We start from the raw sequence: 21,580 nt of genomic DNA, 5'->3' as shown, positions 1-21,580 counted from the left end.
GGTGAGGAATGGTCTCATTTGAAATCCCATTTGTCTTTTAATATTAATATTCCACTTGATTAACTGCGCGTGTCTCCTCTCTTTGCTCTAGCAAATAGTCAAAATTATACTTTGAAGCTATTTTACTTTCTTTTTCACACATGAATGTAGCACACAGAATACTGACACGTTAATATGGTCCAGCAATAAGGGTTCTTGTTTCCCTTGAAAAACAAAAACTGGAAAAAGAGGACGCCAATAAGGCCTATTGGTTACATGAATAAAATAAAAACTGGAAAAAGAGGACGCCAATAAGGCCTATTGGTTACATAAATGAATAAAATCTGGAAAAAGAGGACGCCAATACGGCCTCTTGGTTCCATGAATGAACTAAAAACTGGAAAAAGAGGACGCCAATAAGGCCTCTTGGTTACATAAATGAACTAAAAACTGGAAAAAGAGGAGGTCAATAAGGCCTATTGGTTACATAAATGAACTAAAAACTGGAAAAAGAGGACGCCAATACGGCCTCTTGGTTCCATGAATGAACTAAAGACTGGAAAAAGAGATCTCCAATACGGCCTCTTGGTTCCATGAATGAACAAAAACTGAAAAAATACCTCACCCAAAGCCTTGTTGTTACCCTGAAAAGAAAACTCTGAAAAAACAGGACATCAATACACCTTCTTGATTACTTGGATGAACAGTAAATGGAATGCTAAGTGCCTAGAAATCAACATACCCATCTAACCGACAGATAAAGAAAGACTGCAGACAAACTGGATTTTCACCTAGTTTGTCTGCAGTCGGATGGGTTCTCAAAGGAAGATCTTATAGGATATTATCTATTTTTCGTAATTACCTTTGCAATCTGGTCATAATCCATGCCGCCTGTTAATTCATACCGCCCAATTTGGACCTTCATGTGGTAGCCTTTATCAATCAGGAATCGTTCGAATTTATCTTCATCATCGATGATTCCCTGGCTCTTCAGCATAACTGCTACGTCCCCAGGAGTCATGCCGCCAGCAATAACAAGAGTGAACTTTTTCTCTTCTTTTACCTCTTCGGGTTTAGCTTTTTCAGCAGGAGCTTCTGCTTTTGTCTTTTCCGTTTTTGCTGCTGCACTTTTCTCGTTGAGTTTTGCAACCTCATCGTTGTCCATTACTTTGTAACCTTTAGTTTCGAGAAGCTGTTTTGCATTGGATACAGTTACTTTATTCTCTGTACCTTTATCAGCTATCACACTGCTTCCTGCCCAAAGGAAAATGGCAGAAAACAGAATCCCTAGTGCGAATGCTTGTGCTGTCCGTTTATTCATACGATCTGTCCTTTATCAACAAAGTCATTAATGATTTCCTGTACTTCCTGAGTCGAAAGTGAAGACTGCTTTGCAATCTGATTAAGGTCCATTCCCTGCTGGGCAAGTGACCATACTTGATTTCTAATGATATCGTGGATTTGCTTTTTTCCTGTATTAAAAGAAGATCGTTTATCCAGGATTGAATCATTGACTAGCAATTCTTCTTCGAGTACTTTCAGCTTTTTTTTAATTTGGTAGAGATCCTGAATCTGCTGGATTGTCAGCTGATCAATTTCTTCGCGCAGTTCCTTATACGGATCTTTTAAAAAGAAAGAAAGTATGAAAAGGATAGCGGCCAAGGCAATCAGGCTTAAAATTATATAGCCCATCTGTAATTCCTCCCTAGCTGTAATTAAAACACATAAAGTTAGTGTACCATTCCAAAATCGAAATTTCGATTTATATTTTTTTCCTGAAAAAAAATGATAGTTTTGTCATAATATGATTTCCAGTCGTTGTAAAGCATGTCGATTAAAGACCATATTTGTAATACATATTGACTATAGAAAATTATTTGCTCGTTCTTCTGCTGATAAAGCAATAGGGTGCAAATTACGACAATTTGCGTTCATTGTAGCAGGGTAGTTAAAATGCTAACATAAATTTATAGAATATATGATCAATATAAGCAATAAACTATTAATTTGGGGGTGCAGCGTGGCGAAGCACAATAATTTTTCCATTTCGGAATCTGACTATCTTTCTGCGCGAATCCTTTCGTCTGACCAGCTATTTGTTTTTTGGAAGCTGCAGGATGAAAAGGTCAAGCTCATGGCCGATTATTTCAATCTTCCAGAAACAAAAACTGTAAAGTCATTGCGGCTGTATGAAATTACCACTTCGGAAGGTACTATGCATTCAACAGTCATACTTGAAGTGATTTTGCGGAAAAGTGTATCCAGTTGGCTATTTAAAGGGATAAGTGAAAAACGGAATTATGAAGTTGAACTTGGTATAAAGCGAAATGAGGAAGATTTTTTTCCTATGCTTAGATCAAATCCAATTATATTAAATGTTAAATCGATAACTCCTGAACGTTGTAAGCATCCTTTAACATCATCTCCTGAATGGACTGAAAAGGTAAGTACATACACGTATTATGAGAACATCGAAGGGAGCACCAAGAAGTGATCCAGAGGAAAGAAACAAATCGAAAGAAATCTATTCTTATGCTCTCATGGGAGTATCCACCCCATATTGTTGGCGGTCTTGCGAGACATGTTCATGCTCTTTCCATCGAGCTTGTGAAAAGAAATTATGAAATCCATGTTATTTCTTCAATGGCAAATGGTGCACCCGGCTATGAAAAGAAGGATGGTGTGCACATCCACCGGGTTGTCCCCCTAAATGACCAAGACTCACATTTCATTTCATGGATTGGCGGCCTGAATTTAGCAGCAGCCAACCTAGGGCTTTCCATTGCACGAGATACCATTGTGGATGTGGTCCATACTCATGATTGGATGACCGGTCCTGCAGCGGAATTTCTAAGTAGATCCTTAGGGGTTCCACTTGCCGCTACAATCCATGGCACGGAATATGGGCGGAATAAAGGGATATTCACCGAGCTGCAGCAATTTGTTTTTGATAAGGAGAAGGCGCTTGTCCATGCTTCAGAAAAGGTAATTGTATGCAGTGCCTATATGGCAGACGAGGTCAAGCAGCTCTTCGGAGAACCAGAAAACAATATTTCAGTCATTCCAAATGGGTCAATTATGGAGGAAGTAAGTCTTCAAGAAATAGATGTCGAGAAAATCTATCCTTTTATTAATAGGAAAAAGGTGATCTTTTCGATTGGAAGAATCGTTAAGGAAAAAGGCTTCGAGACATTGATAAAGGCCGCATCAATCCTGAAAGGAACCATTCCGGATTTGTGCTTTGTGATTGCGGGGAATGGTCCATTACTAGAATCCTATCGGCAGAAGGTTAAAGATTTATCATTAGAAGACTCGGTTTATTTTATTGGCTTTATTCAGGATGGAATCCGAAAAGGGTTTTTAGAAAGAGCGGATTTGACCGTATTTGCCAGCTTATATGAACCATTTGGTCTTGCTGCCGCTGAAGGACTGGCAGCAGGTAAACCGACAATCATTGCCCAAACCGGTGGACTGCAGGGTTTGGCAGAAAATTTAAAAACAGGCTTTTATATGGAACCAGGAAATGTCAAAAGTTTGGTTGATACCATTAAGTTTATCCTTGCAAATGAACAGCTGGCAAACAAAATAGCCCTAGATGGGAAAATCGCAGTCAGAGAAAAGTTCAGCTGGGCAAAAAACGCAAAGGCGACAGATGATCTGTATCAAGATTTATTAATAACGCATTCTTGCGAAAAGGAGGGTTTAAATTGAATATAAATGCTTATCTTCATGCAGAAAAAGATGATGGAATGGTCATTTGCAGGAAATCCTTGATTTTTTCACCAGGTTTATGGGTTAACGGTAAGGTTTATTGGCTTGATGATGCAAGGGAGAAATTGCTTCCGAAAGAAGAAATATCTATAAAAATCAGACAGCCTAATATTCATTCAAAGGTAGAGTTTTTTGATATTTTTGTTACAAACCATTCTAGAAACAGCAAGGATGCAAAGTTGATTTTGATGCAGCAGTACTCGGAAACAGCGAACGATCAATTCAGTTTTGTTTCCCCAAGCGAGGATGTTATCTATCATTTTGCCGATAAAAGGATTTATCTGGTAAACGGAATGAACAGTACGGGAAGAATGAAACAATGTACGGTTCAGCCGATTTGGAATTTAAGCACCGACCGCCTATGGAGTTGCCGTGAGTCAGGTGTACTTAGTTATCAGCCTATGGCAAAGGGTGCAGCGGCCAGTCTTTTTTCACTGGATTTGGAAATGGGCCCTAGGGAAACTCAAAAAAGCAGCTGCTGGTCAATAGAAGGAACAGAGAAAAATACAGTAATTAATTTGAATCATATGCTTTTAAAAAACACACTAGCATTTCCCGACAAAAAGTGATATTATAGAAAAGTCGTATGCACGAACCTAGCTTGAATTAGTTTGGAGGGAAATTACATGCGTGTAAACATTACATTAGCTTGCACAGAGTGCGGAGATCGCAACTATATTTCTAAAAAAAATAAGCGAAACAACCCAGATCGTCTTGAGCTAAAGAAATATTGCCCAAGAGAAAAACGTACAACTGCACACCGTGAAACAAAATAAGCAGCGGGATTTTTCCCAGCTGCTTTTTTCTTTGCTTTTTTTCCGAGCGAGATGAAGTAATTAATGGTAAAGTTTATACATAAGATCATATCTTTGTGACCATTGGAGGAAGAAAAAGTGGAAGCAAAAAAAGAACTTCGTAAAATGATAAGACAAGAGCTGTCAGCACTGAATTTACCGCAATATGAGCATTTATCCTACCGAATCGCCCAGCGGCTCTATCAGGATGAATATTGGAAAATGGCTTCAACGATCGCTATTACTATTTCTAAAACTCCTGAAGTGGATACTTGGCAAATGATCAGGAAAGCATGGGAACAAGGGAAAAGGATTGTTGTACCTAAGTGTGAACCAAAGTCGAGAGCATTGGATTTTCGTGAGTTGACCCAGTTCTCCCAGCTTGAATCAGTGTATTACGGACTTTTTGAGCCAATTGTTTCTGAGACCAAAACAGTAAAACCAGATGAGATTGATTTAGTTATTGTTCCAGGGCTGGCTTTTTCTAAAACAGGTTACAGACTCGGGTTTGGGGGAGGATACTATGACCGTTTTCTGGCAAACTATCAGGGAAACAGTCTTTCTTTGGCCTTTGAAAGTCAAATAGTATCAGGGATCCCCATTGAATCTCATGATATTCCGGTAAGTAAAATTATCAGTAATGTTGAGGTTATTAAAGTTGGGGGCTGAGCAATTAATCATCCCATTTTTTATAGCCACAGTTGCCGCAGCTTCTTTTTATTTTAAGTTCCTCAGTTTATCTGGAACAGTCTCTGCTTTTGTTACCGGCTTATTCATCTGGTCAGGGTTTGGAATAAAGGGATTGATCCTTTTGGGTATCTTTTTTGTGACATCCAGTTTGCTGTCTAAGTATAAGCAAAAGCGAAAGGAAAACCTTGGTGAAGTGCATGAAAAAGGATCGGCCAGAGACTGGGCACAGGTTGCTGCTAATGGAGGAACAGCTGCCATTGCTGGGCTAATGAATATTTTGTTTCCAGATCCTGTTTGGATGCTGGCATTTTCAATTTCTCTTGCCAGTGCTAATTCTGACACTTGGGCTTCAGAATTAGGTGTTCTAAGCAAAAGTGATCCGATATCAATCAGAGGATTTAAGAAGGTTCCAAGGGGAACGTCTGGTGCAATTTCACGCTTTGGAACACTCGCAGCAGCTGCGGGCTCTTTGTTGATCGCCTTTGCTGCTAATTTGTTATTTAATCTTGACCTCGATTGGACAGTGGCCATTTTTGTTTTAGGATTAGCTGGCTCTTTCGTGGATACCTTACTTGGTGCTTTTTTGCAGGCAGGGTATCAATGTGTAGAGTGTGGATTGCATACGGAAAAAACAATGCATTGTTCAAAAAAAACTGCTCAATTGACAGGACATGAACGGGTAAACAATGATGCAGTGAATTTTTTATCAGGTTTTGCAGCAGCTAATATGGGAATGATTATATATATTGTTTTATCTTAATAAAGTTAAGGGCTTATTTTGTAACAAAATGTTTATAATGATAACGTTTTCGGTGATACATAAGGATTCATAATTAATGTACTATATTAAACATGGAAATAGTAAGCAGCCGAATTTAAGGAGGATGCCGATATGAAAAATCGTGTTAATAGAGTTGTCCTGGTAGGTACTGGCTTCGTGGGGTCAAGCTATGCATTTGCAATGATTAATCAAGGAGTGGCAGAAGAGCTCGTTCTTGTAGATCTCAATAAGGAGAAATCTGAAGGGGATGCAATGGATTTAAACCATGGTATGGCTTTTGCACCTTCACAAACGAAAATATGGTTTGGTTCATATTCAGATTGCAAGGATGCTGACTTGGTCGTTCTTTGTGCCGGAGCTAATCAGAAGCCGGGTGAAACAAGACTGGACCTTGTTGAAAAAAATACGAAGATATTTAAAAGCATTGTCGATGAAATAATGGCAAGCGGCTTTGATGGGATTTTCCTTGTCGCCACAAACCCTGTTGATATTCTCACATATGCTGTTTGGAAATTTTCTGGCCTGCCAAAGGAACGTGTCATTGGTTCAGGGACAATCTTAGACACAGCCAGATTCCGATTTTTGCTTGGAGACTATTTCAAAGTTGATACAAGAAACGTTCATGCTTATATTATTGGAGAACACGGTGATACCGAATTACCAGTCTGGAGCCATGCTGACATCGGTGGTAAACCGATCGAAAAAATGATGAAGGATCAAGAACGTTATAAACACGATGACCTGGAAGAGATTTTTACGAATGTAAGAGACGCCGCTTACCATATCATTCAGCGAAAAGGGGCAACTTATTATGGGATTGCGATGGGACTTGTCCGTTTAACTAAAGCCATTCTACATGATGAAAACTCAATCCTGACTGTTTCCGCTCAGCTGAACGGTGAATATGGACACAATGATATTTATATAGGAGTCCCTGCAATTGTGAACCGTAGCGGTATCCGGGAAATAGTCGAGTTATCACTAAATGACGAGGAGCAAAAGAAATTCGATCATTCTGTAGATATACTGAAACAAGTTATGGATCCTGTGTTAAAAGGTTAAGGTTTTGAAAGCTGCCGTTCTTGGCAGCTTTATTTGTTTACTCTGTTAAACAAGGATGTTGATTTTTATTCCTGATGCTTAGCCTCTGTGGAAAAAATGAAACCGTTTTCTTCTATTATATATATACACAACTATTGGAAGGTATTTTTTTTGTCCATCGGGATAAAAACTCGATCTTTCTCCCAAAATAAAAGGGGAGGGATTTAAATGGTCAGGAAAATGATTTCGATTTTTATGGTTGGTCTTGCCGGATATTTTCTTTTTGAAAATAGGTACAGGGTTATGAATGTATTGCTCGGAAACAGGTTTTTGCGAAGGGTCGCAGTTGGCTCATTCATGGGATTGCCTGGTGTAAGGAGCAAAATGCTTCAATCTGTATTTTCAGGACCTTCAGATTTTCAGTAAAAGACCCTTTGAGGTCTTTTTCTGCTTTATTCAAAGGTCTGCATCTTAATTTGGAATAAACGGACCAGGTGCATCTGAGTTTAGCAGGTGGTATAAAGGCCTCTTGATATGTGAGGAAATAATATTTAGTTTATAATATTTTTAGTGATAATTTAACATAAGGCATATACATATTGATAATAAATTTATAGCCGCGTCATTAGGCAAGAAAGTAGGGGAGAAGTTGGCTTTTTTGGAGGAATATTTGTTTTGGAAGACCGCAGAATTCTTGATAGACCAAAAGGGGTATCGCATTCTGCAGCTGTCAAAGGGCCAGGAGGAGCTGTGGCTGGAGAAAGCAGAAAACAAGCAAGCTCAAGTCATTCGCTTACTTCATTATAATATTGATTGGAGCAATTGGCTCCAAAGAGATATCGAAATGACAGCAGACAATGGGGAAAGCATCCGCAGAAAGCTGGGTAAAGGAGATTTAAAGCTATTGAATCTCTATTTCAGTTCTTATCCACCAGTAGATGATTATGAGTTCAGGTTGAAGGAACCTTTTCAATCTCCTGACAAACCAAAAGTCAGTGTTACATCTATATTAGTAGACCGGGCAAATGCAGCGGATGGGGTAAATCGGATAGAGGAGCATTTTGGCACAAATGCAGAGCTGGTATATACAGGTGATTATTTAGATTACGATATAGAAACAATAAAGAAAAAAGCCCTATCAACAGCATTGAACAGAGCTAAGGCTGAACAATCAGTATTTAATTATGGCAAACCATTCTTCACTTATCTTTTTATTGCCATCCAAATTGTCGTGTTTCTTGTCATGGAATTCGCTGGGGGCAGTACAAATTCATCCACATTGATTAAATTTGGAGCTAAATTCAATCCTCTTATTCTTGAAGGTGAATGGTGGCGTTTTTTCACACCCATTTTCATTCATATAGGACTTCTTCATTTGTTGATGAATACGCTGGCTTTGTATTATTTAGGAACAATGGTGGAGCGGCTTTATGGGAATTTCCGATTTTTAATAATCTATCTAGTTGCAGGCTTCACAGGTGTGCTCGCTAGTTTTTTATTAAGCCCCAATCTATCTGCTGGAGCTAGTGGAGCAATATTTGGCTGTTTTGGAGCCTTGTTGTATTTCGGCGTCAGCAATCCGAGATTATTCTGGAGAACACTGGGGCTCAATATTCTTGTTGTGCTTGGAATCAATCTTGCATTTGGATTTACGATTCCTGGAATAGATAATGCAGGTCATATCGGCGGGCTGGTTGGCGGTTTTGCAGCTGCGGGCATTTTACATCTGCCAAAGAAAAGGCGCCCATTGCTGCAACTCGGGTTCCTGGCTGCCGCAAGCGCTTTGATTTTTTTGTCATTGCAATATGGTTTCAGCGGAAAAGCTGACATCGTTGATGAACGGTCAGTATTGGTGCTTGCCCAGCAACACATTAAGGCTGGTGAGTATGGTAAAGCACATCAATTGCTGTCCACATATTCGAAAGAAACAAATCCCTCTGCAGAGACATATTTTCTGCTCTCCTATACGGAGATTAAGCAAGACCGCCTAGAGGAAGCAAAAGGCCATTTGCTGAAAGTGGTGGAAATGGAGCCTGAGTTCCACGAAGCTTTTTATAATTTGGCACTTATATATATTGATGAAAAAAATTACAAAGAGGCTGAAAAATATGTCAAGAAGGCAGTGGAACTGAAACCGGATCAGAAAGATTACGAGAAAACATTGAGTCAAATCAAGGGTTTACTTAAAGCAGCTGCTTCAGAATAATGCTTTCACCATCTTTTGTTTGAAATACTGCCAGTAAATGACTTTTATCCTTAGAAATTAAAATGAGCGGAATGGTACTGTCTAGAGAGTCGACTACAGTACCGTCGCTTTTTTTTATGCCAAGGTAGTAATTTTTATATAATCCCTCCCACAGCCTTCCGAGTATATTAGCTGTTTCTCTCTGTGAATACCCCATGATTGGCTGATCTTCATATTTACGGATTTCATATAGAGGGATGGCAATGTAGTTTGAGAGGTTAACTCCATAATTTTTTGCAGCTTTCAGTAGACTTTTATTCAGCCTGTTTTCCGTACTTCGATCAAGGACTTGCTTCCATTCCCTCTCTTCCTTGCTATTAGGAACCCTGAAGGAACTGAGTGGGCTGAATTGTGAATCAATTACGTAAAGTCTATCCTCAGACATCCGTTGCGAACTTGAAATTCTATCGCTGTTGCCATGCAGCTCTGAGTAATGAAAGGTGATGGCATCATATCTTCCGCTTTCTCCTGTTGAAATGATACCTCCCTGTGAGAGATCAGAGGTATCCTGTTCCCATTTGGCCATCTTGCCCTTTAAAAGACCATTGATAAATAATAAGCCTAAATCCTGTCGTAAATAAGCTTCCCGATCTAGTGCAGAGTTTACTTTCCAATCAACTTGATGCTGATTATTTTTTTTATCTTTTAACAGAGTTAACGTAGTATTTGCAGTTTGATAGTGAACAGATTCATCTATTGGGAAGAAGGTGATCGTTTCCTGTATAGACTTGAACAGCTGTAGCTGAAACACGATAGCAGAAGCTGCGATTGCCATTGCGCTTATTCCTAAAAATAAAAAACGTTTCCTCATGCATATCCCTCTCAACGTTCATATTAGTTTGTCCGGTATAAACACTATATGACCCTTGTTCTTAAGACATGCATTAAGTATGTTTTATTGATTCTTGGGCAAAGATGGTGAAGAAATAGTCAGGAAAATAATGGTTTATTGCTGGGATGAAAGGTGTTTGAATTGAGCTATGACAGAGAAAAAGAAGCATCTTGTACAAGAAAACCTAAAAGAAAATATTGAATTCCTAAGAAAAGAACTTGGTATTGGCAAAAGTTTTGATGTCATTCAGCTTGATGTAGAATATGCTGGCAGAGATATGGCGCTGTTCCTGGTTGATGGTTTTGTAAAGGATGATATCTTATTATTTATCATGCAATTGCTGGCCAAGCTGGAGCCAGGGACCTTAGAAGTAGACACTCTGAAAAAAATGGTAAAAACGTATATACCATACGTAGAAGTTGAAACAACTGATGATTTAGATAAAGTAGCAGATATGGTGCTTGCAGGTCCAACAGCCTTGGCGATTGATGGAATCACAGAAGTGATTTTGATCGATGCCAGGACCTACCCTGTCAGGGGACCAGAGGAGCCTGATACCGAGAGAGTTGTAAGGGGTTCTAGAGATGGCTTTGTCGAAACACTCGTATTTAATACCGCTCTTACCAGGAGAAGAATCCGTGACCGCACCTTAAGAATGGAATACATGCAGGCTGGCAGGCGTTCTAAGACTGATATTGTCGTTTGCTATATTGAAGATATCGCTGACCCCGAAATGGTCAAAAAGGTAAAAGACGACATCAGCAAAATTGATACTGACGGACTTCCAATGGCAGAAAAGACAATTGAAGAATTTATGGCTGGCCGTCATTGGAATCCATTTCCGACGGTCAGGTATACAGAAAGGCCCGATACGGCAGCAACACACTTATATGAAGGTCATGTCTGTATTATTGTTGATGGATCGCCAAGCGTGCTTATCACGCCTACAACTTACTGGCATCATTTGCAGCATGCCGAGGAATATCGAAATAAACCAATAGTTGGAGCATATTTGCGATTAGTTAGATTCATGGCAGTATGGTCATCATTGTTTTTGCTGCCGCTGTGGTATTTATTCGCAGTAGAACCTGGACTGCTGCCGGATAAGCTTTCCTATATAGGTCCAAATGATCCAGGTCAGATCCCATTGTTTTTACAATTCTTCATGATCGAAATCGGCATAGATGTCCTGAGGATGGCAGCAATACATACTCCAACCTCACTGGCCACTGCACTGGGACTTGTCGCTGCATTGATGATTGGCCAGGTTGCGGTAGAGGTTGGCCTTCTGACTAATGAAGTCATCTTATACCTTGCTATAGCAGCAATTGGCACGTTCGCGACTCCAAGCTACGAAATGAGCCTTGCCAACAGGCTTGTACGATTATTTTTGCTGATTTTAACAGCTGCGTTCCAACTATACGGGTTCTTGATTGGGATTGTCCTGTTCATCATCATGCTCGCAAGGATGAAGTCATTTGGCGTTCCGTATCTCTGGCCGTTCATACCGTTTAACCTTAGGGCTTTCCGGGACGTCCTGTTGCGTTCACCAATCCCATTGAAAAATCGGCGTCCGCGAATTTTGCATCCGCAGGATCCGGATCGTTAATAATGCGAAACGAAGAAAAGCAGCCTCGGCTGCTTTTTAGTTTTTTGGGGGATTAAGGTTAGCAAATGAAATAAACATGTAATTCGAGCCGATAGGTTAACTGATATTATCTGCTTTGAAACAGTTTAATAAAAGAAATATAAATTATGATAAAATCTTCTCCAGCACACTTGAGGAGGCTCTTTATATCCTTTATACTTAAGTATTGTAGACATGCTCTTATATTCACAAACATTGAGGGGAATCCGTTGAAAACGATTTATGAAATCCAGCAATTCCTGAAAAAGTTCGGGACCATAATTTACATTGGCGACAGAGTTTCTGATTTAGAGCTTATGGAGTCAGAATTGAAGGAACTTTTTAATTCCCAACTGATCGAGACAAATGTTTATCAGACTGCAATATTGCTGTTAAGACATGAGATACAGCTGGAAAAAGAAAAAACTGCAAATAAGAAAAGGTGATGCAAGATGGCTGAAAAATGGCTAATAGGTGTGGACTTAGGTGGTACAACGACAAAACTGGCGTTTATAAACTTATATGGGGAAATTCTTTATAAATGGGAAATACCAACCGATGTTTCCAACGACGGGAAAAATATCACCCTTCATATTGCAAAATCGATTGATCAAAAGCTGGGAGAATTAGGTCATTCCAAAAGTGAAGTTATTGGGATTGGCATGGGAGCACCTGGTCCGGTCGATCTTTCCTCAGGGGTTATTTTTGAGGCGGTAAACCTTGGGTGGAGAGAACCATATCCGTTAAAGGATTTACTTGAAGTAGAAACTTCATTGCCGGCTGTAATCGATAATGATGCTAATTGTGCCGCACTAGGTGAAATGTGGAAAGGTGCTGGCAATGGAGCGAAGGATCTTGTTTGTGTAACTTTAGGTACGGGGGTCGGCGGAGGCGTCATCACCAATGGGGATATTGTCCATGGAATAAGCGGTGCTGCAGGGGAAATCGGCCATATTACTTCATTAGCTGAAGGTGGGGCACCATGCAACTGCGGTAAAACGGGCTGCCTCGAAACCATTGCTTCTGCAACCGGTATTGTAAGGATTGCGAAAGAAGTTATGGATGCAGAACCATCGAGCGGTGAGCTTGTTGCCGTTTTAAAAGAAACAGGACTTGTAACTGCAAAAGATGTATTCGATTCTGCCAGAAGAAACGATGCAATTGCCCTTAAGGTAATCAACATAGTTGCATTGCACCTGGGAATTGCTCTCGCAAACATAGCCAATACACTTAATCCTGAAAAAATCGTCCTTGGCGGTGGAGTATCTAAAGCAGGGGGTGTCCTCCTGAATCCGGTAAAAGAACAATTCTTAAGAAATTCTTTCCCAAGAGTTGCTCAGTCCACTGAGATTAGTATCGCAACGTTAGGAAATGATGCTGGTGTGATTGGCGCTGCTTGGCTGGTTAAGAATAAAATTTATCAATCCTAAGTCTTATGACAGGGAGTTTTCTCATCTATGAGAAAACTCCCTGTTTTCATTTGTGCCAAAAGTTCCAATTTTCGGAATTTGGACAGCGGTGAAACTTTTTGAGGTTTGAATCGTCTATAATGGTGGAAAATCACATTGATGGATTATACATTTTGCATTTTAAGTTGGGTTTGCTTTTTCGTAAAAAAAGTATTAAGATTATGTTTGATTCTTGAAGCAGATGTTTATTTATCCTAAAAATTCCCATGTCTGTTATTTAATAACAGGGAGGTAGTGAATGAATGAAAACACCTAAATGGTCAAAAGCATCCATTGTTGCCATCGCAACAATCCTGCTATGGCTGAAAACTTATATTGCCTATAAAACTAGCTTTGATATTAAAATTGAAAACTGGAGACAGGAAATTATCCTGTTCATAAATCCTTTAAGCTTCCTGATGTTCATCTTCGGAATCAGCTTGTTCATGAAGGAGAAGAACCAGAAGCGCTACGTGCTGATTACAAGTTTCATAATATCCGCAGTATTGTTCGCGAATGTTGTGTTCTACCGCTTTTTTAATGACTTCCTGACGATTCCAGTCTTATTCCAGACGAGCAACATGAGCGACTTGGGAAGCAGTGTCACCGAATTGATCAACTTCAGTGATTTATTATATTTTGCTGACTTTATCATTTTAGCCGTCCTATTAAAAATTAAACCGAAATTTATGGGATACCGAGAATATTCCAAGGTAGATCGCAGAGCATTCTTCCTCGTCGCGATCGCGATCGCTTTTTTCAATCTTGGAATGGCTGAAACAGAGCGTCCACAGCTGTTAACAAGAACGTTCGACAGAGAAATGCTGGTAAAAAATATCGGAACTTACAATTACCATCTTTATGATGCGTTCTTACAGTCTAAATCATCTGCACAGCGAGCAATGGCTGACGGCAGCGAATTAGCCGATATCGACAATTATGTTCGAGCAAACTATTTGCCGCCTGATGATAAGATGTTTGGTGCAGCGAAAGGCAAGAACGTTATTCTTATCTCTATGGAATCAACACAGAACTTTGTGATTAACCAAAAAGTAAATGGACAGGAAATAACTCCTTTCCTAAACGATTTCATTAAAGACAGTTATTACTTTGATAACTTCTATCACCAAACTGGCCAGGGTAAAACATCAGACTCAGAGTTCCTGGTTGAAAATTCACTTTATCCTTTGAGCCGAGGCGCAGTTTTCTTTACTCACTCGGGGAATGAATTTACGGCTACTCCGGAAATTTTAAACAAAAACGGTTACTATACAGCTTCTCTACACGCTAATAATAAGAGTTTCTGGAACCGGGACATTATGTACCAATCATTAGGATATCAGCGTTTTTATTCGCTGCCTGATTACGAAGTGACTGAAGAGAATTCAGTAGGATGGGGAATGAAGGATGTTGACTTCCTTCAACAATCTGTTCAGCATTTGAAGGAAATGCCAAAACCGTTCTACTCAAAATTCATTACATTGACTAATCACTTCCCATTTGAATTGAGTGAGGAAGACAGATTTATTCAGCCGTATACTTCCGATGATAAAACAGTAAATAATTATTTTCCAACAGTTCGTTATCAGGATGAGGCTTTGAAGCTTTTTGTACAAAAATTAAAAGATGAGGGTCTTTATGAAGATTCCATTATCATATTATACGGAGACCATTATGGGATTTCCGAAAATCATAATAAAGCTATGAGTGAATACCTTGGCAAAGAGATTACGCCATTTGAAAGCACTCAGTTGCAGAAGGTGCCTTTGATTGTCCATATTCCGGGACAAAAAGGAAAGACCATTTCCACTGTTGGCGGCCAGATCGATATCAAGCCGACAATCTTGCACCTGCTTGGAATTGATACAAAGTCTGACATTGATTTTGGTTCAGACCTGTTCTCTAAGGACCGCCTTGATTTTGCTGTACTTCGCGATGGCAGCTTTATCACGAAGGATCGTGTTTTTACACGTGAAACCTGCTATGATAAAGCAACTGGTGAACCTACAGACAAAAACAGCTGTGAACCTTATATGGAAAAAGCAAAGAATGAACTTGAATACTCCGATAAAATCATTTACGGGGACCTGTTGAGATTCTATGATAAGTCTGCAGGCAGCAAAGGCTCTTTCCCTAAGAGTGAAGAATAAGATCGAATAAAAACCTGTGCTCTTTGGCGCAGGTTTTTATTTGTCATAACGATTGTATTTTCCTGGACATGAGTGTATCTTATCTGTATCGGAATTATGCTTTGTTCCCTAGGTTATTGTTGAAAGTAAATCTGTAAGTGTAAAAGGGAACTTATTATGCTTAAATATCAGCATGGTCTACCAAAAGAGGTTCAAATAAAGATTTAACGTAATTGTATGAAACATTTGGGTAGTATTTAACGTACAAATAAATACAATGTTTTTATCGTAAGGGTGGTGTAGTGGTGAAAGGAGACAGAGAGAATACATACAAAAAGCCTATTATGTTATTGCTATTCATGATCCTGTTCACTTCTGCAACAAGTCTTTCCGGATGCTCCCAGAATATGGAGGGTTCAATCCATGCCGGAGCTAAGCATGACTTGGACAGGCTAAAAGAAACACCTGGAACTTCTTTTTTAGGAGCTAGTATCATACCAATTCAGGAAGAGGATGAAGAGTTTTACAAGTCAGCAGGCTGGCTAACGAATCTATCTATCCTATATATTGCAAATAAGGGCGAGAGTTCTGCACTGTATTCCTATAATCTTGGCTCAGGAAAAGCGAATATGCTTTTTAAAAGTGAAAATCCCATTATTGCGGCTGAGATAAGTCCTGATAAAAAGAAAATTTTAATTCATGGTGCTGCCACAAATACTGGAATTTTGACGATCATCGATCTCTCAGGCAAAGAGATTTTTTCGGCAAACATAGATTCTTATGAATTAAGTTTTGAATGGAATCCATTTAATATGGATTTGCTTACGGTTTCTGCTTTTACAGAAGATTGGGATTTTAGTACTTTTTTGTTGGACTTGAATAAGAAGCAGCTAAAGGAGCTTGATCTTCCAGAGCCATTTGTTCGCTGGATTTCTGACGAAGAACTTGTTTTTCAGGAGTGGCAGGAACAAAGTATGGCATTGCAGGCACCATTAAAGGTATTATCAGTTGATAATCTGAGAACTGAGCAGCTTTTTGAGGATTTATACCAGTTTGATGCGATGGGAAAGAATCTGATCACAGTCAGGATCGAAGAAAATGAAGATTCTGAGCTTGCACATTACACAATCTATGCACCGGGACTTGAACCAGCAGCTAGCTTTAATGCACCGGTTCTAACATCATTTTCTGGCTGGATAATTCCTTTTTATGATTTAATGAATGATGGGAAGGAAATCTTATATTTACGTGCCCTTCATAATGGAGAGGCAGATATTTATCAGGATGGCTTTGATCTAATCCGTTTAAACCTTGATACACAAAAAGAGGAGATTATTTTTTCAGGCCAGCCCAATGAGCCTATATCCTGCTCGCCTTCTGGCGAAATGTGCCTTACAGGATTTCAGTTCGATAAGGTATTAAACATTGAAACAAAGGAAATAATTGAGCTCGTCAAATAATTCAATAGGAGAGAAACAAATGGCTATAGTAGATGTGACAGTTATACCGATTGGTACACAGACACCTAGTGTAAGTTCCTATGTAGCAGACATTCAAAAAATTCTCAAGGAGTATGAAAAAGAAGGAAAAATCCAATTCCAGCTGACTCCAATGAATACTTTGATTGAGGGTGAGCTGCCTGTATTGTTTGAGGTTATTCAAGCAATCCATGAGGCACCATTCAACGCTGGGATATTAAGGGTGGCGACAAATATCCGGATTGATGACCGGCGCGATGTAAAGAGGAAGATGCATGAAAAAGTAGATCGGGTTAACGAGCTTCTGAAATAATCTTTATTGTATATAAAAAAAGACCACCTGAACGGTGGTCTTTTTAATGCCTTCTATTAATGATGCGCAACAGGGAATCCGTGGTTAAGGACTGTCATGACTGTGAACCAGCCAAGTACTAAGAATGTTCCTCCAGCGAATACAATTCCAAGAAGGTTTTTGTTTTTAAGCGCCGTAAATGTTCCATAGCCGGCAAGTAGCGTAACTAAAGCGAAAATAATCGCCAATCCCATGATAAAGCCCCCTTCATTAAATATTTGGCAGGCATTTAGCCTTTTTGTTGAAGTTTTAGGCGGCAGCCTGTTTATGTAATTACAAGCATACACTCGTTTTTTATTGTATATTTTTTTAAATCATTTGTCGAGGTCTAAAAATTCAACTTTAACTTTATATGCCCTTACTATACCCATAATCAGCTCTTTATAGTGTTTCGCTATGAAAAAAATCTCTCCTGGTGCTTTAAAAGTTAAGTGCTCATCTATTTGCAGTAATGCCATCTCTATTTGTTTATTGTCTGAACCACTTATTTTGAAAGCTGTTAACTGATCAATATATATAAATGATGCACCATCAGCATAAAATCCATAATCGAAAAAGTCAGCTCCTGGTTTGCCTTCAGTTATTCTAATAAGAGGATGAATTTCTTCTAATAACTCTGCATCATGCAGCAGCTCAGCTGCCTCATCGGCAAGGTTTCCAGACGGATAGATAAATAAATGACCCTGAACGAGAAGGGGAGGCGCAACTGAATGAAGAAACTGCAAAAAGTCTGGCAGTTCTGAGATAAATGGTTTAGCTTCGATCCCTATTGTTTTATCCAATGTTTATGCTCCTTACAGATCTTTTGGCAAATCCTTAAATCTTATACAACAATAGTGTAGAATAAGTATAATGATAATTTCAATAGAAGCTGGAGGCATTTATATATGAAATGGAAACAAATTCCACTTGGGCAATTGCAGACAAATTGTTACCTGATCATTGATGAAAATAATTCTTGTTTAATCGTTGATCCTGGGGATAATCCAAAAAAGCTGACAACAATAATTGAACAGCATGAACTAAAGCCTGAAGCTATCTTGCTAACGCATGCCCATTTTGATCATATAGGCGCAGTAGACCGTATCAGGGATAAATACGCAATTAAGGTATATGTTCATGTAAGGGAAAAGGATTGGCTTACAGATCCTGCATTAAATGGATCGAGGCATTTTATGATGAAAGAAATGATCACAGCAAGGCCGGCAGAAAACTTGATTACAGATGAAGGAGAAATGTCCATAGGCAATTTTTCTTTTTCCGTATATGAAACACCTGGGCACTCACCTGGCAGCATTTCTATCTATTTCCCTGATGACAATTTTGTTCTCGCTGGTGATGCTCTTTTCAATGGAAGTATCGGCAGGACTGATTTGCCAGGTGGAAACCATAATCAGCTAATTAAAAGTATCCATGACAGGCTTTTAGTATTGCCTGAAGAAACAGAAGTCTTGCCAGGACATGGACCAGCCACAACAATTGGCTATGAAATGGACACAAATCCATTTTTAAACGGGTTTTAACTTTCAAACTAGAAAAGCCCTTCTCTTAGAGAAGGGCTTTTCTGGGGGATGTTCTATTCATATCATGGGAGGGGATATAGTTAAGCTACTAATTAAAACAATATAATAAAGAAAACACTATGTCAATAGTGAAAAACTGTGTCTGAGGAGATATTATGAAAGAAATAATCAGCAAGGTTATTGCTTCATCCCCACATAAAATGATCTCTTATGCTAAATATATGGAGTTAGCGCTTTACCATCCTTCAAAAGGCTACTATATAAAAAATCGCCAAAAGATTGGCAAAGGCGGAGACTTTTATACTACAAGCAATGTTTCAGATATTTTCGGAAAATTAATAGGCAAATGGTTTGCTACGAACATTGGGAGTTTAGACCTTCCGCCATTTATTTGTGAAATTGGTGCGGGAAATGGGCGTTTTGCTCGTGCATTCATTTCAGGCTGGAATGAATGTAGTGATGCTGCTCTTACATATTACATAGTTGAGGAAAGTCCTTATCACAGGGAATTGCAATCGGAGGCTTTGGGCCGGCTGGACAATGTTCATGTGGTTCATGCTCCGACCTACGCTGATTCAGGAATGAATGAGGGTCTTGTTTTTTCAAATGAATTGTTCGATGCCTTCCCTGTTCATGTAATTGAAAAAAGACAAGATGTCATCCAGGAAGTCTTTATAACGTGTGAAAATGAACAGTTGATTGAAAAATTCGTTCCTGTTGAAAATGAAGAGATAATTGCATTCTTACAAGAACAAAATATTGAACTTATCGAAGGTCAGCGGATTGAAATACCTCTGGCAATGGAGGGATTCATAAAATCCATTGCAGAAACCTTATCAAAAGGGATCATTATCACTGTCGATTATGGATATACAAAAGAACAATGGATGGAACCTTCACGAAAAAAGGGAAGTCTCAGGGGATATTATCAGCATCAAATGTATCACGATGTCCTGCAGATGCCTGGGGAAATGGATATAACGAGTCATGTCCATTTCGATGCATTGATATCTCAGGGTGAAAAGTATGGCTTGAGCTTCCTGCAAAAAAAGAGACAGGATGAATTCCTGCTGTCGATTGGCATTCTGCAAGAGCTGGAAAACCACTATGATCCAAACCCCTTTTCAGAAACAAGCAAAAAGAATAGGGCTATACGAAGTCTCATCATGCCTGGCAGCATCAGTCAATCATTTGATGTGATCATCCAGGGCAAGGGGATGAGAGAGGAATCCGTTAAAATAATCAGCAAATAAAAAAAGCGATGGGAATCCATCGCTTTTTTTATTGGGGAATAGGTTTAGTGTCCCGCTCCGCCAAGTGGCATCATAAATGTTGTCCAGTAAGTAAATCCTGCAAAGAAAACAGTTAAGTATGCGCCGAATACGTAAATATACATACGCTCGGACAGTTTCAAATAGCTTAAAAGCAAGAAAAATCCAGTTTGACCAAAGAAAATCAAGGACGTCGTATACATGTGACCTAAGAAAAACATCACAGCAAAGATTCCCGTCCAGAATCCTAAAACTCTGTACATACGATCCAAAGATATCCCTCCTTTACCCTACAAGTCCATCACTATCATATTATAAAGTATAGTGGAGTGAAAAGTAAACAAGGATTGATTATTGTGCAATAACAGCCTGGTAAGAACATGAGTCACAGCCAGTGAACATATTTTCCTTTTCAATCAGCTCGATGTCTCCAAAAAGAGATTCAAACATTCCTCGCAAAAACTCATAATGCATATTGCAGACTGTCTCACTGTGATCTATGGCAACTTCTTTGAAAGGGCAGTTGAAGATTTGGAAATAGATTTTTGTTTTTTCGTCATTCACTTCGAACTCAGGATAGAATCCCGCGAGCGTCGCCGCATTCTTGATTGCATTAAGCTTATGCTCAAAGCTCATATCTTCAGGAATCTGCGGATGTCGGGAAATTTCCTGATCCATCAATTCAGCCCCAAAGCGTTTACCAGTCAAGTATAGAGCATTTTTTCCAGCTTCCCCTAATGACATCATCGTTGTCATGGCTATCTTTGATAGCAGCTGATAGTCCCTGAATGGGAAGTGCAGCTGGATCACATCATCTGAGAGGCGGTAAAGCCTGCTAGGCCGTCCGCCTTTGCCAGTCTTTTTCGTTTCGGAAATAAGCATATTTACATCTTCCAGCTTAGATAAATGGAGACGTGCCACATTCGGATGAATATCAAAGTTATCTGCTATTTCTTGAACAGTTACATCTTTATGCCTCTTTGTAATGTATTGATAAATATAATAACGAGTTGGGTCAGACAAGACGCTTGTTATTTTTAATGTTTGTTCCATCTTAGTTCACCTCAGACCACTATTTTGCCTTTATTATAATACAGGGGAAAATAAGGTTTACACTGTTTAAACTATATGTTTAGAAAATGTTCACAACTAAATGGCGAAATGATGACAAATAAGTGTACAAAAGTTATACAAAAGTTATACAATGTAATTAACAATAAAAATATTAGCCAGGAGGTATGACGAATGAAAGAATTGATATTTTATTCCTATCCAAGCTGTACATCTTGCCGCAAAACAAAAAAATGGCTTGTGTCAAACAGTGTGAAATTTAAAGAACGTCATTTGTTCAAAGACACTCCGACGAAAAATGAATTGCTGCAAATTTTATCATTGACTACAGATGGTCTCGATGAACTGCTTGCAACTAGAGGGGGAACCTATAAAAAATTAGGAATAGAGTTTGAAGACCTGCCTTTATCTGAAGTACTGAAACTGATGGTCGATGAACCAAAGCTTCTGAGGAGGCCAATATTGACAGACGGGAAAAAGCTGATCGTGGGATTTAACCCTGACGCTTTGAAAGGGATAGCTAAATAAAATGAAAAATCGGAAGCGCA

General features: G+C 39.1%; 25 protein-coding genes. 18 read left to right on the top strand and 7 right to left on the bottom strand.

Annotation, left to right across the window (positions count from 1 at the left end; translation table 11 throughout):
• Positions 1-820: 820 nt before the first annotated feature.
• Positions 821-1,300 carry a hypothetical protein gene (locus AABM38_RS16635; RefSeq protein ID WP_423407406.1) on the bottom strand — a complete coding sequence of 160 codons (480 nt, stop codon included), beginning with the start codon at positions 1,298-1,300 and terminating at the stop codon, positions 821-823.
• Entirely contained in the window at positions 1,297-1,671 is a 375-nt protein-coding gene (locus tag AABM38_RS16630; protein ID WP_423407405.1) for a hypothetical protein, read from the bottom strand. The genes AABM38_RS16635 and AABM38_RS16630 overlap by 4 nt, the downstream gene beginning before the upstream one ends.
• A gap of 328 nt (positions 1,672-1,999) precedes the next feature.
• On the opposite strand from AABM38_RS16630, the gene AABM38_RS16625 reads away from it, so the two are divergent.
• The 9 genes from AABM38_RS16625 to AABM38_RS16585 all read left to right on the top strand — a co-directional run bounded on the left by AABM38_RS16625 (position 2,000) and on the right by AABM38_RS16585 (position 9,262).
• Positions 2,000-2,473, top strand: coding sequence for a DUF4912 domain-containing protein (locus AABM38_RS16625; RefSeq protein WP_423407404.1), 474 nt, complete (start codon positions 2,000-2,002; stop codon positions 2,471-2,473).
• The gene (locus AABM38_RS16620; RefSeq protein ID WP_423407403.1) at positions 2,470-3,690 is read left to right on the top strand and encodes a glycosyltransferase family 4 protein; all 1,221 of its coding nucleotides are present in this window, start codon (positions 2,470-2,472) and stop codon (positions 3,688-3,690) included. Before AABM38_RS16625 ends, AABM38_RS16620 begins: the two co-directional genes overlap by 4 nt.
• Positions 3,687-4,319, top strand: a complete 633-nt coding sequence (locus tag AABM38_RS16615; protein ID WP_423407402.1) for a hypothetical protein — start codon at positions 3,687-3,689, stop codon at positions 4,317-4,319. Before AABM38_RS16620 ends, AABM38_RS16615 begins: the two co-directional genes overlap by 4 nt.
• 57 nt (positions 4,320-4,376) lie before the next feature.
• Positions 4,377-4,526 carry a 50S ribosomal protein L33 gene (rpmG, locus tag AABM38_RS16610; RefSeq protein WP_071395755.1) on the top strand — a complete coding sequence of 50 codons (150 nt, stop codon included), beginning with the start codon at positions 4,377-4,379 and terminating at the stop codon, positions 4,524-4,526.
• Between the two features lie 117 nt (positions 4,527-4,643).
• A complete protein-coding gene (locus AABM38_RS16605) occupies positions 4,644-5,213 on the top strand; it encodes a 5-formyltetrahydrofolate cyclo-ligase (RefSeq protein WP_423407401.1) in 570 nt (189 codons plus the stop codon).
• Positions 5,203-5,994: a DUF92 domain-containing protein gene (locus AABM38_RS16600; protein WP_423407400.1), complete on the top strand. Its 792-nt coding sequence runs from the start codon at positions 5,203-5,205 to the stop codon at positions 5,992-5,994. The genes AABM38_RS16605 and AABM38_RS16600 overlap by 11 nt, the downstream gene beginning before the upstream one ends.
• A gap of 132 nt (positions 5,995-6,126) precedes the next feature.
• A complete protein-coding gene (locus AABM38_RS16595; protein WP_423407399.1) occupies positions 6,127-7,077 on the top strand; it encodes an L-lactate dehydrogenase in 951 nt (316 codons plus the stop codon).
• 207 nt (positions 7,078-7,284) lie between these two features.
• Positions 7,285-7,482 (top strand): hypothetical protein, encoded by a 198-nt coding sequence (locus tag AABM38_RS16590; RefSeq protein ID WP_335431182.1) that lies wholly within the window; start codon positions 7,285-7,287, stop codon positions 7,480-7,482.
• A 244-nt stretch (positions 7,483-7,726) separates the two neighbouring features.
• Positions 7,727-9,262, top strand: a complete 1,536-nt coding sequence (locus AABM38_RS16585) for a rhomboid family intramembrane serine protease (protein WP_423407398.1) — start codon at positions 7,727-7,729, stop codon at positions 9,260-9,262.
• On the opposite strand, the gene AABM38_RS16580 is transcribed toward AABM38_RS16585, so the two are convergent.
• Complete coding sequence (locus AABM38_RS16580; RefSeq protein WP_423407397.1) at positions 9,240-10,112, bottom strand: hypothetical protein; 873 nt, start codon at positions 10,110-10,112, stop codon at positions 9,240-9,242. The genes AABM38_RS16585 and AABM38_RS16580 overlap by 23 nt on opposite strands.
• 169 nt (positions 10,113-10,281) lie before the next feature.
• Here AABM38_RS16580 and AABM38_RS16575 point away from each other — a divergent pair, with 169 nt between their 5' ends.
• The 6 genes from AABM38_RS16575 to AABM38_RS16550 all read left to right on the top strand — a co-directional run bounded on the left by AABM38_RS16575 (position 10,282) and on the right by AABM38_RS16550 (position 17,128).
• The gene (locus AABM38_RS16575) at positions 10,282-11,742 is read left to right on the top strand and encodes a spore germination protein (RefSeq protein ID WP_423407396.1); all 1,461 of its coding nucleotides are present in this window, start codon (positions 10,282-10,284) and stop codon (positions 11,740-11,742) included.
• A 248-nt stretch (positions 11,743-11,990) separates the two neighbouring features.
• Positions 11,991-12,206, top strand: coding sequence for a YqgQ family protein (locus AABM38_RS16570; protein ID WP_335375126.1), 216 nt, complete (start codon positions 11,991-11,993; stop codon positions 12,204-12,206).
• A 6-nt stretch (positions 12,207-12,212) separates the two neighbouring features.
• On the top strand, positions 12,213-13,190 hold the full coding sequence (locus AABM38_RS16565; protein ID WP_423407395.1) for an ROK family glucokinase: 978 nt from the start codon (positions 12,213-12,215) through the stop codon (positions 13,188-13,190).
• 281 nt (positions 13,191-13,471) lie between these two features.
• Complete coding sequence (locus AABM38_RS16560) at positions 13,472-15,358, top strand: LTA synthase family protein (RefSeq protein ID WP_423407394.1); 1,887 nt, start codon at positions 13,472-13,474, stop codon at positions 15,356-15,358.
• Positions 15,359-15,642: 284 nt separating this feature from the next.
• Entirely contained in the window at positions 15,643-16,797 is a 1,155-nt protein-coding gene (locus tag AABM38_RS16555; protein WP_423407393.1) for a hypothetical protein, read from the top strand.
• Positions 16,798-16,816: 19 nt separating this feature from the next.
• A complete protein-coding gene (locus tag AABM38_RS16550; protein WP_423407392.1) occupies positions 16,817-17,128 on the top strand; it encodes an MTH1187 family thiamine-binding protein in 312 nt (103 codons plus the stop codon).
• 56 nt (positions 17,129-17,184) lie between these two features.
• Here AABM38_RS16550 and AABM38_RS16545 read toward each other — a convergent pair whose 3' ends face one another.
• Positions 17,185-17,361, bottom strand: coding sequence for a DUF2759 domain-containing protein (locus AABM38_RS16545; RefSeq protein ID WP_335375131.1), 177 nt, complete (start codon positions 17,359-17,361; stop codon positions 17,185-17,187).
• Between the two features lie 120 nt (positions 17,362-17,481).
• Positions 17,482-17,949, bottom strand: coding sequence for a hypothetical protein (locus AABM38_RS16540; RefSeq protein WP_423407391.1), 468 nt, complete (start codon positions 17,947-17,949; stop codon positions 17,482-17,484).
• A gap of 105 nt (positions 17,950-18,054) precedes the next feature.
• On the opposite strand from AABM38_RS16540, the gene AABM38_RS16535 reads away from it, so the two are divergent.
• Entirely contained in the window at positions 18,055-18,690 is a 636-nt protein-coding gene (locus AABM38_RS16535) for an MBL fold metallo-hydrolase (RefSeq protein ID WP_423407390.1), read from the top strand.
• A gap of 155 nt (positions 18,691-18,845) precedes the next feature.
• Positions 18,846-19,943: a class I SAM-dependent methyltransferase gene (locus AABM38_RS16530; RefSeq protein ID WP_423407389.1), complete on the top strand. Its 1,098-nt coding sequence runs from the start codon at positions 18,846-18,848 to the stop codon at positions 19,941-19,943.
• Positions 19,944-19,987: 44 nt separating this feature from the next.
• Here AABM38_RS16530 and AABM38_RS16525 read toward each other — a convergent pair whose 3' ends face one another.
• The gene (locus tag AABM38_RS16525) at positions 19,988-20,233 is read right to left on the bottom strand and encodes a DUF2626 domain-containing protein (protein WP_251482833.1); all 246 of its coding nucleotides are present in this window, start codon (positions 20,231-20,233) and stop codon (positions 19,988-19,990) included.
• A gap of 79 nt (positions 20,234-20,312) precedes the next feature.
• Positions 20,313-21,014: a helix-turn-helix transcriptional regulator gene (locus AABM38_RS16520; RefSeq protein WP_423407388.1), complete on the bottom strand. Its 702-nt coding sequence runs from the start codon at positions 21,012-21,014 to the stop codon at positions 20,313-20,315.
• Between the two features lie 192 nt (positions 21,015-21,206).
• Here AABM38_RS16520 and AABM38_RS16515 point away from each other — a divergent pair, with 192 nt between their 5' ends.
• Positions 21,207-21,560, top strand: coding sequence for a Spx/MgsR family RNA polymerase-binding regulatory protein (locus tag AABM38_RS16515; RefSeq protein ID WP_423407387.1), 354 nt, complete (start codon positions 21,207-21,209; stop codon positions 21,558-21,560).
• The last annotated feature ends 20 nt before the right edge of the window (positions 21,561-21,580 follow it).

It is taken from the genome of Heyndrickxia sp. MSNUG, assembly GCF_049532715.1.
In the GTDB taxonomy this organism is placed as follows: domain Bacteria; phylum Bacillota; class Bacilli; order Bacillales; family Cytobacillaceae; genus Mesobacillus.
The sequence above is the reverse complement of the archived record's forward strand: the minus strand, read 5'-3'. Positions and strand labels throughout refer to the sequence as shown.

What these genes read in the sequence shown, in the direction of transcription:
- AABM38_RS16635 (WP_423407406.1), bottom strand. Translation starts at nt 1,300, where the DNA reads ATGAATAAACGGACAGCACAAGCATTCGCACTAGGGATTCTGTTTTCT.
- AABM38_RS16630 (WP_423407405.1), bottom strand. Translation starts at nt 1,671, where the DNA reads ATGGGCTATATAATTTTAAGCCTGATTGCCTTGGCCGCTATCCTTTTC.
- rpmG (WP_071395755.1), top strand. Translation starts at nt 4,377, where the DNA reads ATGCGTGTAAACATTACATTAGCTTGCACAGAGTGCGGAGATCGCAAC.
- AABM38_RS16595 (WP_423407399.1), top strand. Translation starts at nt 6,127, where the DNA reads ATGAAAAATCGTGTTAATAGAGTTGTCCTGGTAGGTACTGGCTTCGTG.
- AABM38_RS16590 (WP_335431182.1), top strand. Translation starts at nt 7,285, where the DNA reads ATGGTCAGGAAAATGATTTCGATTTTTATGGTTGGTCTTGCCGGATAT.
- AABM38_RS16580 (WP_423407397.1), bottom strand. Translation starts at nt 10,112, where the DNA reads ATGAGGAAACGTTTTTTATTTTTAGGAATAAGCGCAATGGCAATCGCA.
- AABM38_RS16575 (WP_423407396.1), top strand. Translation starts at nt 10,282, where the DNA reads ATGACAGAGAAAAAGAAGCATCTTGTACAAGAAAACCTAAAAGAAAAT.
- AABM38_RS16565 (WP_423407395.1), top strand. Translation starts at nt 12,213, where the DNA reads ATGGCTGAAAAATGGCTAATAGGTGTGGACTTAGGTGGTACAACGACA.
- AABM38_RS16560 (WP_423407394.1), top strand. Translation starts at nt 13,472, where the DNA reads ATGAAAACACCTAAATGGTCAAAAGCATCCATTGTTGCCATCGCAACA.
- AABM38_RS16550 (WP_423407392.1), top strand. Translation starts at nt 16,817, where the DNA reads ATGGCTATAGTAGATGTGACAGTTATACCGATTGGTACACAGACACCT.
- AABM38_RS16545 (WP_335375131.1), bottom strand. Translation starts at nt 17,361, where the DNA reads ATGGGATTGGCGATTATTTTCGCTTTAGTTACGCTACTTGCCGGCTAT.
- AABM38_RS16535 (WP_423407390.1), top strand. Translation starts at nt 18,055, where the DNA reads ATGAAATGGAAACAAATTCCACTTGGGCAATTGCAGACAAATTGTTAC.
- AABM38_RS16530 (WP_423407389.1), top strand. Translation starts at nt 18,846, where the DNA reads ATGAAAGAAATAATCAGCAAGGTTATTGCTTCATCCCCACATAAAATG.
- AABM38_RS16520 (WP_423407388.1), bottom strand. Translation starts at nt 21,014, where the DNA reads ATGGAACAAACATTAAAAATAACAAGCGTCTTGTCTGACCCAACTCGT.
- AABM38_RS16515 (WP_423407387.1), top strand. Translation starts at nt 21,207, where the DNA reads ATGAAAGAATTGATATTTTATTCCTATCCAAGCTGTACATCTTGCCGC.